We start from the raw sequence: 11,415 nt of genomic DNA on the forward strand, positions 1-11,415 counted from the left end.
TGCGTTTTTTGAACCACTATAGGACACGAAGAGGGGCTAAGGTTAGACAGTCGGAATGGGACTGCTGCGCAGTTTTTGAACCACTTAGGACACGAGGAGGATCTAAGTTGGGTAAGGCGCAGTAGGACTGCTGCGCAGTTTTTTTTGAACCACTTAGGACACGAAGAGGGGCTAAGGTGTGGCAGGAAAACCTGGTTGAGGGTGTCCTAACTCAAATAGGAAGACCCGGTTGAGGGTGTCCCCACCCGAACATCCACGATTCGGGTAAAGACACCCTTCATCGCACACATTTTGCGTTTTTTGAACCACTATAGGACACGAAGAGGGGCTAAGGTTAGACAGTCGAAGGGACAGGGTTTCCCTTCAGGAAACTCCGTGGGCCAAATAACCTGGTTCGACGCAAAGGCTTTCGACCATCTGGCAATTCCATGCTCCAACTCCAGGTAACTTCGTGGGCTAAGACCAGCCGGACCGGAGGTCGGGATCCGGTCTTACTCCCCAGACAAGAGCCGGAGGCGGTAGCGCAGGCCCGCCAGCCAGAAGCCGAACAGGGTCCAGCCAAAGATGATGGGGTAAAAGACCATGCGCATGGTCGAGTCCAGGTCTTCGCCGCCAAAGCCGGGGTTTCCGGCGGCACCGGGGTGGAGGGAATTGCCCGACAGCCGCGGCAGGATATAGATTAGGGGGATGAGGCAGGCGAAGGCGAAGATGTTGTAGGCGGCTCCCAGGCGGGCGCGCTGTTCGCCGTCGGGGAAGGAGGCCCGCAGCACGAAGTAGCCCGCGTAGATGAGCAGAGCGATGAGGGTGGTGAATTGCTTGATGTCCCAACTCCAGAAACTGCCCCAGGTGTACCTGGCCCAAACCGCACCGGTGAGCAGGCCCAGCACGCCGTAGAGCATTCCTACGCTCGTGAAGGCGACGGACCAGTAATCGGCCCGATCGCGGCGGGAAACGACGTCGGGCAGTTCGTCCGACCGCTTCCCGGAGCGGCGCAGGTACTTGATGGCGTAGACCACCGCGGCGATAAAGACGAACATCATGGCAAACCAGAGGCTGACGTGGAAAAAGATGTTGCGGATCGTCTCGGCCAGGTGACCGCGGTAGGGAAAGGTGATGCGGGGGGTGGCGGAAAGGTCGCCTTTGGCCAGGGCCGTGCTTTGCCAGGGGGCGCGGGCGGCGGCTTCGTTTGCGGCGGGGGTTTCCTGGCGGACGGTGATGCCGAGGGGATCGACGAAGGCACCGTCGGCGGGGCTGCTCACGATGATGGGCAAGGTAAGTTTATCCAGGGAAAGATCGGGCAGGAAAGGGGGAAGGGTGAAGGTGAGTTTTGCCCGGCGGTCGTCCAGCACTTCCACCGCGCTGGCAGCGAGGCTGAGTCCTTCCCCTGCACTTAACCAGGCCTTCACTGCACCTGCGTCCGCGCCAAAAGAAGTGTTGTAGCCCACTACGTCTAAAGTAATGGTTTCGCCCAGCGTGGCCGTGCGCGCGGAAACGCTCACCAGGTTGGGCTTGAGGGGAATCAGAAGACCGGCCAGCAAACCATAAACGACGAGCGCTACGCCGAGCCATTTCCACCAGTTTTTGCGCATCATTTTTTCCATCCGGCAAAGGTAAGGGTCGCTGCGGAGGATTGGCCTACCCCGCCGCCGGCCCGGGTAAATTATGATATGCCAATGATTGAAGGGCCCCTTAGCCGAACAGCTCCCGCAGATGCAAAAACACGTTCAGGCCCATAATGGCCGCCAGGGCCAGGCCCAGCAGGCGCATCCAGGTAGCGTTGTCTTTACGGAAGGCTTCGGCCCGGGCGCGGGCATCTGCGCTGCCGAAAGCAATGACGCCCCGGGCAAAAAGGTAGAGGTAGAGCCCGAGGGCAAAAAGAAGCAACTCGACGATCAGGCCAAAAGTGGATGCAGACATGGCGGCAAGATAGGGTGCTGGATAAAAATGCGGTAAAAATTAGGTCAACTGCTTCCACCCGGCCGCGAAAGCCGCGGCCCGAAGCCCGGTTTTTAACTACCTTGCCTCCCTGTTTCTGCCCCCTAACCAAGCCAACGATCATGACTAAAGCCGAACAAACCGCCGCCGAGCACGAAGATGAAATGCTCCTGCAGGTCTCGCGCCTGCAACACCGCCTCGCCAAAATCCGCGAAGGGGGTGGTGCCCGCCGCATTGCCAAGCAACACGAACAAGGAAAAATGACCGCCCGGGAACGGATCGCCAGTTTGCTCGACGAAGGCAGTGAGTTCCTTGAATTCGGCGCCTTTGCGGGCTTCGAAATGTACACCGAGCACGGCGGTTGCCCGGCCGGCGGCGTAGTGACGGGCTACGGCCGCATCCACGGGCGGCTTTGCGTCATTGTGGCCAACGACGCGACGGTCAAGGCCGGTGCCTGGTTTCCCATCACGGGCAAGAAAAACCTCCGGGCCCAGGAAATTGCCATGGAAAACCGTGTCCCCATCATTTATTTGGTGGACAGCGCGGGCGTGTACCTGCCCCTGCAAGACGAAATTTTCCCCGATAAAGAGCACTTCGGGCGCATTTTCCGGAACAACGCCCACATGAGCGCCATGGGTGTGCCCCAGATTGCGGCCGTCATGGGCAGCTGCGTAGCCGGCGGCGCTTACCTGCCGATTATGTCCGACGAAAGCCTGATTGTCGAAGGCACCGGCAGCATCTTCCTGGCGGGCCCCTACCTGGTCCGCGCCGCCATCGGGGAGACCGTCGACGCCGAAGATCTCGGCGGCGCGGAAATGCACGCCTCCGTCAGCGGGGTCATTGACTACAAATGCGCCGACGACGCCAGCTGTCTGGCCACCATCCGCGAACTCGTCAGTCACCTGCCCGAACAAATCCGCAGCAATTTCGAGCGCAGCACCCCCGCCCCCCCGGCCAACAGCCCCAACGGTATCCTGCAGGTCTTGCCCGCCGACCGCGCCAAGCCCTACGACGGGCGGGCGCTGGTGCAGGCCCTGGTGGACGATGGCAAGTTCACCGAGTTCAAGGAAGAATACGGCAAAACCCTGTTGTGCGGATACGCCCGCATCGACGGCTGGTCCGTTGGCATCGTCGCCAACAACCGCGAAGTCGTCAAATCAGGGAAAGGAGAAATGCAGTTTGGTGGTGTGATTTACTCCGACTCTGCGGATAAGGCCGCGCGCTTCATCATGATCTGTAACCAGAAAGGCATTCCGCTGGTCTTCCTGCACGATGTTTCGGGCTTCATGGTGGGCAGCCGCTCCGAGCAAGGGGGCATCATCAAAGACGGTGCCAAGATGGTCAATGCAATGAGCAACAGCGTCGTGCCCAAATTCAGCGTAGTCGTAGCCAACAGCTACGGTGCGGGCAATTACGCCATGTGCGGCCGCGCCTACGACCCGCGCCTGATGCTGGCCTGGCCCAGCGCCCGCCTGGCGGTGATGGGTGGTGCCCAGGCGGCCAAGGTGCTGCTCCAGATTCAGGTCTCCAGCCAGAAAGCCCGGGGTGAGGTGGTCTCTGCGGCCGACGAAAAAGAGCTCCTTGAACGCATCACCGCCCGCTACGATGAACAAACCAGCCCGTACTACGCCGCCGCCCGCCTGTGGGTAGATGAAATCATCGATCCCCGCGCCACCCGCGCCTGGATTTCTGCCGGCATCGAAGCGGCCAGTCACGCCCCCACCGCCGAATGGAAAACGGGCGTCATCCAGACCTAAAGCTGGCTCTTAACAAAAGCCTAAGGCGCGCCGTGCCAGGCAACGTTTCGCCCGTACCTGACGTATTGTGGTTAGCATGCTTTCCCGCCCGGGACCAAAACCTCAGCCCCTTGATTAAGCGACTCGATAAATTGATGGCCAAGTCCTTCGTAGGTCCCTTCGTGGTCACCTTCGCCATTGCCATTTTCGTACTTATGATGCAGGTCCTGTGGCTATACCTGGATGACATTGCGGGTAAGGGCCTGGGATTTTTCGTGGTCATCGAACTGATGGCTTATAAATGTGTGGGCCTGGTGCCGCTGGCTTTGCCCCTGGCCTTGCTGATTTCCTCGGTGATGGTGCTGGGTGGAATGGCTGAGCACTACGAACTTTCGAGTTTTAAATCGGCGGGCACCAGCCTGCTGCGGGTGATGCGGCCGTTGATTCTCTTTGGAATCATTTCTGCGGCGGTGAGTTTTTTCTGCGCCGACTACGTCATTCCCGCCGCCAACCTTCAGTTCGGGGCCCGTATGTACGACATCCAGCAGAAGAAGCCCACCCTCAATATGGAGCCCGGCGTATTCAATGAGGACTTCAGCCAGTACGCCATCCGCCTGGGAGAACGCGACCAGAACGGACGTGATATTGCCGACGTGCTGATTTATGACCACACCCGCGCGGCCACGGGAGACCTGGGCCAGATCGTGGCAACCAACGGCGAGATGTACTCCGAAAACGAGGGGCAGTTTTTCGTCATGAAACTCTACGACGGCGTACAGTATACCGAGCGGCAGGCCACGGGGCAAAACCGCAGTTCCCTGCCCTTCGTACGCACCAAGTTTGGCACCTACACCAAGGTCTGGGACCTCAGCGAATTCAAGCTCGGCAAAACCAATACCAAACTCTTCAGCACCAACCGCAGCATGCTCGCCACCTGGCAGTTGCAAACGGCGGTGGATTCCATCAATCTTGACATTGCCGAGCGCAAGCAAACGATCAGCAATTACGTCGTTTCCTATCTTCCGCTGCTGCGGGAGGACACCGTGGTATACCGCCAGGCCCCACCACCGGTAGAGGATCAGCCTGGCTATCCAGGGGCCATCCGGGACTCTGCCGCCCTTGCCGCCGGCACGGTCGACACCCTCGCTGCGGCTGCCACGCCCCCCGCGCCCGTTGGTCCGCCTACCGTCAATACCCGCCCTGCTACGCCCAGCAATATTGTCCCGATCGATAATCGCCCAACGCTGCCGAAGCGGGTACAGCAGTATGCGGCCGAAGAGGAAGCGCTCGTCTCCCGCTCCGATGAAGCCATCCGGGCGCTGCAACGTTCCGAAAGTCTCAAGCACAACCTGGTCAACATCGGTGAACCGTGGCCAGGCGTTGTGGCCATCATCGGGCGCCTCGACGCCACGGGCCAGGGTCGGGTAATGGACCGGGCACGCTCGGCGGTACGCTCCATCACCAGCCAGGCCCAATCCACCGAGCGCATTTTGCCCGGCATCCAGGAGAGCCGTGTCAAGCACATCTATGACCTGCATATGAAGTACAGCATGGCCCTGGTTTGCATCATTTTCATTTTTATTGGTGCGCCAATGGGGGCTATCGTACGCAAGGGGGGCTTCGGCTACCCCATCCTGGTGAGCATCATCTTCTTCGTCATTTTCATCATCCTCACCATCTTCTGCCGCAAGCTGGCGGAGAGCTTCGTCGTTGATGCCGCGTTCGCCGGCTGGCTGCCGTGCATCATTCTGTTCCCCGTCAGCCTCTACATCACTTCGCGGGCCTTAAAAGACGCCAAATTGGTATCGACCGAGCGCCTGGGTGTGCTCTGGGCCAACTTTCAGGAGTGGCGCACGCGCAAGGCCACAGTACCGGCCGCGGCCGCAGGCGAAAGTCCCGGAGCAGTTCGGGATGCCAGCGAAGGATAAGGGAGCAAAGAAAGGCCCCGCAATTGTTGCCGGTAAGCGCTTATCTTTCCGCCATGCAACAACTCAATGACCGGCGGACGATGAATGGCTGGGCGCTCTTCGACTGGGCCAACTCCGCATTTGCGCTCGTAATCACTACCGCCATCTTCCCACCGTACTTCACCGGGGTGATTGACGACCAGTTTACGGTGGCGGGCTTTGAATTTTCCGACAGCTCGTGGTTTACCCTCACCATTACACTGAGCTACCTGATCATTGCCCTGCTTTCCCCCCTACTCTCAGGCATTGCCGACGCGGGCGGACGCAGAAAGTCCTTCCTCCGCTTCTTCACCATCATGGGCGGGGTGTCTTGCTTGCTGTTGTTCTTTTTCAACGGAATGGATACCCTCTGGCTGGGCACCATTGCCTTTGCGCTGGGCCTGATCGGCTTTGCGGGCGGGCTGGTGTTTTACAACAGTTTTTTGCCCGTCATTGCCACGCCCGACCGCTTCGATAAGCTCAGTGCGCGGGGCTTTGCGATGGGCTACATCGGCTCGGTGCTGCTGTTGGTGTTGAACCTGCTGATGGTCCAACAGCCCACCTGGTTTGGCTTGCCGGCGGAAGGCACCCTGCCAGTGCGGTTGGCTTTCATTACAGTGGGCCTTTGGTGGTTGGTCTTCGCCGCCATCGCCCTGGCCCGTCTGCCGGACGATGTGCGCATCAAGGGCACTGGCCTGCGGGAAATGGGGCGACGGGGCTGGCAGGAACTCAACTCCGTTTGGCTGCGGGTACGGGCGTCGAGCAATACCCTGCGCTTCCTGGCGGCCTTTTTTGCCTACTCGGCGGGGGTGCAAACGGTGATTTTCCTGGCCTCCACCTTCGCCTCCAAAGAATTGGGTTTTGAGACGAGCGAACTGATCATCGTGGTCCTCATCCTCCAGATTGTGGCCGTGGGCGGGGCCTTTCTGGCCGCATCCGTCAGCAAGCGCTACGGCAACCGTGCCAGTCTGTATTTTCAGCTGATGATCTGGTTTGGCATTTGCCTGGCGGGCTACTTCGTGCAGGGCAAGACCACTTTTTACTTCGTCGCCGCCGCGGTGGGATTGGTGATGGGCGGCATCCAGTCTATGAGCCGCTCCACCTACGCGAAGCTCATCCCCACGCGGGAGGACGTAACCTCCTACTTCAGCTTCTACGATGTACTGGAAAAAATAGCCATCGTCCTGGGCACTTTCATTTTTGCCGGCCTCGACCTGCTGACGGGCAGTATGCGCTCCAGCCTGCTGGCCCTCTCCCTGTTTTTTGCCCTGGGGATGATTCTGCTGCTCCGCTTCCGGATTCCGAAGGAGTGAATGCGTGAATGCGTGAATGAGCGAATTAGCTACCGCACGGCATAGGCGTGACATTGGCCACATAGTCAAAACGTTATAGCTACACAGTGGTCCTTGGAAGTATTTATTCAATTATTCATTTATTCGATTATTAGCTACGCTGCTGCCTACGGCGGTCATTTATTCAACCCTTCCCCCTTTACTCCTTTACTCCTGCCGCCATCCTTTTCTCGTCCCTAATCTTTCTCTGGATCGCCTTGCCCATCGTCTGGGGTGGGAGCCTGTTGCTGCCCCGACGCTGGCAAAACGCTTGGCTGCTGCTGCTGAGCCTTTTGCTGTACGCCTGGGGGGGCGTTTCCTACACGGCCGTGTTACTGTGGACCATCGTTTTCAACTACGGCATCGGGCGCTGCGTCAACGGCCGGCACGGCGGGCTTTGGCTGGCCCTGGGTGTCGTCGTCAACCTGGGCGTATTAGCCTACTTCAAGTACACGACGTTCGCCGTGGCCGAAGCCAACCAACTGCTGCAGTTGGTGGCCATTCCGCCCTTCGAGTTGCCGCGCATTGCCCTCCCGCTGGGCATCAGTTTTTACACTTTCCAGGCCATTTCTTACCTGGCAGACACTTACCGCGGCACTACCCCACCCCAGCGCAATGTATTTCGCCTGGGCCTTTACGTCAGCTTTTTTCCGCAGCTCATTGCTGGCCCCATCGTCCGTTACCAAGACCTTAACCAACAGATCGCCCAACGCCGGATGAGCTGGGAACAAACGGCAGAGGGTCTGCAACGCTTCCTCATTGGCCTGGCAAAAAAAGTCCTGATTGCCAACACCCTGGCCGTACCGGTGGAGGAGATTTTTGCCCTCGACTTTACGCAAATGGACGCCTTTACCGCCTGGGCCGGGGTTCTGCTCTACGCCGGGCAGCTTTATTTCGACTTCAGCGGCTACTCCGATATGGCCATCGGTCTGGGCCTGCTGTTCGGTTTCCGGCTGCCGGAAAATTTCCGCTTCCCTTACGCCAGCCGCGACATCCGCGACTTCTGGCGGCGCTGGCACATTACCCTCGGGGCTTGGTTCCGCGATTACCTGTATCTGCCACTGGGGGGAAGTCGTGGGGGGCGCTGGCGGACGGTCCGCAATCTCCTGCTCGTCTTCCTGGCCACCGGCGTCTGGCACGGGGCGGCCTGGGCCTTCGTCGCCTGGGGCCTCTGGCACGGGCTTTTCATCGTGCTCGAACGGCAGCCCTGGTGGCGGCTGCGGGGCATTCCCTACGCCTTTGTCGTGGTATTGCTCGGTTGGGTCCTTTTCCGGACGGAAAGCCTCGCGCTGGCTGGCGACTACTACCGGGCAATGGCGGGTGGCAACGCCCAAACCGTGGCGTTTGAATGGGCGTTTTACTGGAGCCGGGAACTGACGGTGGTCAGTCTCGTGGCCATTTTGCTGGCCTGGCCCTGGGCGGAGTGGCTGCCCTGGCGCCCCCGTTTTCGCCCGGGAAATGGCTGGGAAGTGCTGCGCATCACCGGGCTTTTGCTGCTTTTCCTGCTCTCCACCAACGCTTTGGTCAACAATTCCCTCAACCCTTTCATTTATTTCCGCTTCTAGATGTCCGCCACTTTCCGCTACGGTTTACCCCTGGTTTTTGCTGCTGTGCTGGTCCTCGGCTGGCTGGATGCCGCTTTTTTTTGGGCGCTGACGCAGGTGCAAGGTTTCGAGAACAAAAGAGCAGCGGAAGTCCCCACCGTCCAACTCGATCACCTTGACCCCCTCCCCCAACAAACGGAGGCCTACTTCAATGACCACTTCCCGTGGAAGGGCCTCTTCCAGCGCTTCAACGGTCGCCTGCAGGCCGTCACCAACGGCCGTTCGCCACTGCCCGATTACGTAGTTTTGGGAACTGACGACTGGCTTTACAAAGGCGGGCTGCAGTTGGACATTTACCGGGGCAAACGCCGCTTTTCCCCCGCAGAACTCAGCCAGGTCGTAAAAACCCTCCAGGCCCGCCGCGATAGTGTAGCGGCCCGGGGTGGCCACTACTACCTGGCCGTTGCCCCCCTCAAGCACCACATCTACCCGGCATTTTTACCCGACCACGTCCGCCCGCTGAACCAGGAATACGCCGTTCGCCAGCTCTACGCTGCCCTGGCCAGCGCCGGCGTAAAGACCATCGACCTTCACACGCCGCTACAAGCCTACGCTACCGCCCACCCGCCGCAGCGCCTGGACCACGGCAAGCTGGAGGCCACCGTGCACAACCTCTATTACCGTACCGACCATCACTGGACCGTCCGCGCCGGCCTGCTCGCTGCCACCGTCATCGGCGACGCACTACGGGCAGATGGACTCCCCCTGGCCCCACTGGATACGAGTGGCTTTCGTTTTCACTCGGAGGCCACCGCTGGCATGACCCTGGCTAAGCTGGCTGGCCTCGACCGCCAAGCCCAAGACCACTTCCAATCCCTGCAATTCAACTGGCAAACCGAAGAAGTTGCGCGGCCCGACCTTAAAGTCCCCCCGGGCTTCCCCTACCCCACCAGTTACGTGCGCCAATTTCAGCAAAGTGATCCCCACCTGCGCGAGGCCCTGCCCAGCCTGTTCGTCAACCGCGAAAGCTTCGGTGAAAACATCATGCGCCCCTTGAGCGAACAAGCCGGCTCCGCCTTTTTCCTCTTCGACGAGTGGAAGCACGAACTCAACCTGCCCGATTACACCCGCGAAGGAGGGACGATTTACCTACAGCTCATTTGGGAAGGCTTTTTGTTTAATCTGCTGGCGTTGCCGGAAGAGGATGGGAAGTGGTAGGGAGTAAAGAAGGAAGGGGTAAAGGGATAAAGGAGCTACCGCAAGGGATAGGCGCGGCAGGGATGGATGGGAGTTTGCCGATACTGGATATTTGCCCATTCAAAATTAGAAATGAATTGGCTTTTCCTTTTATCTTTTTCAGCCACCAATCTCTTGAGGTGAATGTAGTCTTAATTTGGCCAGTTGCGAAGTTAGCTAGTGGGTTAAGTTGTAAGGTAACTATTCAGGGTACAAAACGCTAGAATTCCAGGATTAGTAGTACTTTTCGGCATGACTTTCGCAAAACTTAAGGCTGAAGTTGATAATCTCCGCCCGGCGCTTAGTGCTGAGGGCTTGATGCTTGTGGACTTATTCATGCCATTCTGCGAAGCTCAGCAAGCGACGATAAAGAAGCTTGAAGATAAGTTAGCGGTTACTAGTGGCAATAGTTCCAAGCCGCCAAGCAAGGATGACTTCAAGCCTACTAAGGCAAGGTCTCTACGGGAAAAGTCGGGCAAAAATCCCGGCGGTCAATCGGGGCACAAAGGAAGCAAGAGCCGCCTGATCGACAATCCCGACGAGATTATCCCCTACACGATCACCGCGTGCCCGGGCTGCGGATCTAACTTATCAGGAGTATCTCCGGATGGTTTTATTCGCAAGCAGGTGGAAGATATTCCACCGCTAAAAACGATTGTTACCGAGCACAGGATTGAAATCAAGACCTGCCCATGCTGTGCCATCCAATGGCAGGCAGCTGGTTGCCCGGAAGATATCAAGCACGAATTCCAGTACGGCCCCAGAGTCAAAGCGATCAGTGTCTATCTATCAGCTTTTCAATTCATACCTGCTTTTCGGACCAAGCAGTTACTGAAGGTTTTTGGCGTAAACTTGAGTACCGGAACGCTGGACAACTTTCGCAAGAGTGCTGCACGCCAATTACCGGAGTTTCTGGAGACGTTACGCTTTTCCATAATAGCATCCCTGTGCGGCTTTTTTGACGAGACGGGTATGAAGGTCAAAGGTATCGGACACTGGGTACATGTGGCGGCAACGGAATTGTTCAGTTTGTTCATGATTCATCCCAAGAGAGGACGTGAAGCACATGATGAGATGGATGTGCTCACTTGGTTTGAAGGAATCCTGCACCGGGATGACTATCACTCTTATCATGCCTATCCCCAAGCCACTCACTCCTTATGTGTTGCCCATCTGCTACGTGACCTTATCTATGCTATTGATCGGGATAAACAGGGAGAATGGGCCGATCCCTTCATCAAACTTTTGCTCCAAGTAAAGCGACAAAAAGTCGAATCCTCCACCAGTGTCGTTGATCGCCGATGGCAGGGCCGCCACCGAAAAAAATACCGCGAGCTCCTTGCGATCGGGCTGAAGCAAAATCCTCCGGCCGTTAAAGAGGACGGGAGTACGCGCGGGCGAACAGCTCAAACCAAAACGGTGAACCTACTGCTGCGACTAAGAGACAATGAAGACGAAGTGTTACGTTTTATGACGCATGCATTGGCTCAGTTTGATAATAATCAGGCGGAAAGGGATCTGCGCATGAATAAGGTCCGTCAAAAAGTATCTGGAGGCTTCCGTTCGCTGGTCGCCGCCCAGGAATTTATGGACATTCGCTCCTTTGTTGCTACTGCAATAAAGCGGCAGGCGGACCCGGTAGAAGAACTCGTTAACCTCTTCACTCCGGGAAATTGTGACTATATGA

Annotated in this window: 8 protein-coding genes; 6 read left to right on the forward strand and 2 right to left on the reverse strand. The window is 58.0% G+C overall.

Translation table 11 applies throughout. From position 1 onward, the window contains the following. Positions 1–491: 491 nt before the first annotated feature. Positions 492–1,601, reverse strand: a complete 1,110-nt coding sequence (locus H9S92_RS18000) for a cytochrome c biogenesis protein (RefSeq protein WP_246463981.1) — start codon at positions 1,599–1,601, stop codon at positions 492–494. 88 nt (positions 1,602–1,689) lie between these two features. Continuing rightward, the gene (locus H9S92_RS18005) at positions 1,690–1,917 is read right to left on the reverse strand and encodes a hypothetical protein (RefSeq protein WP_187468089.1); all 228 of its coding nucleotides are present in this window, start codon (positions 1,915–1,917) and stop codon (positions 1,690–1,692) included. Positions 1,918–2,057: 140 nt separating this feature from the next. Here H9S92_RS18005 and H9S92_RS18010 point away from each other — a divergent pair, with 140 nt between their 5' ends. The 6 genes from H9S92_RS18010 to tnpC form a co-directional block, all read left to right on the forward strand. Beyond that, positions 2,058–3,692, forward strand: a complete 1,635-nt coding sequence (locus H9S92_RS18010; protein ID WP_187468090.1) for an acyl-CoA carboxylase subunit beta — start codon at positions 2,058–2,060, stop codon at positions 3,690–3,692. A gap of 110 nt (positions 3,693–3,802) precedes the next feature. After that, positions 3,803–5,599, forward strand: coding sequence for an LptF/LptG family permease (locus H9S92_RS18015; RefSeq protein ID WP_187468091.1), 1,797 nt, complete (start codon positions 3,803–3,805; stop codon positions 5,597–5,599). 53 nt (positions 5,600–5,652) lie between these two features. Next, positions 5,653–6,930: an MFS transporter gene (locus tag H9S92_RS18020; protein WP_187468092.1), complete on the forward strand. Its 1,278-nt coding sequence runs from the start codon at positions 5,653–5,655 to the stop codon at positions 6,928–6,930. A gap of 236 nt (positions 6,931–7,166) precedes the next feature. After that, positions 7,167–8,513 carry an MBOAT family O-acyltransferase gene (locus H9S92_RS18025; protein WP_187468093.1) on the forward strand — a complete coding sequence of 449 codons (1,347 nt, stop codon included), beginning with the start codon at positions 7,167–7,169 and terminating at the stop codon, positions 8,511–8,513. Beyond that, on the forward strand, positions 8,514–9,710 hold the full coding sequence (locus H9S92_RS18030; RefSeq protein ID WP_187468094.1) for an alginate O-acetyltransferase AlgX-related protein: 1,197 nt from the start codon (positions 8,514–8,516) through the stop codon (positions 9,708–9,710). A 270-nt stretch (positions 9,711–9,980) separates the two neighbouring features. After that, a partial coding sequence (gene tnpC, locus H9S92_RS18035; RefSeq protein WP_187465294.1) for an IS66 family transposase occupies positions 9,981–11,415 on the forward strand: 1,435 nt, incomplete at its 3' end.

The sequence above is a fragment of the Neolewinella lacunae genome (assembly GCF_014349155.1).
Lineage (GTDB): Bacteria > Bacteroidota > Bacteroidia > Chitinophagales > Saprospiraceae > Neolewinella > Neolewinella lacunae.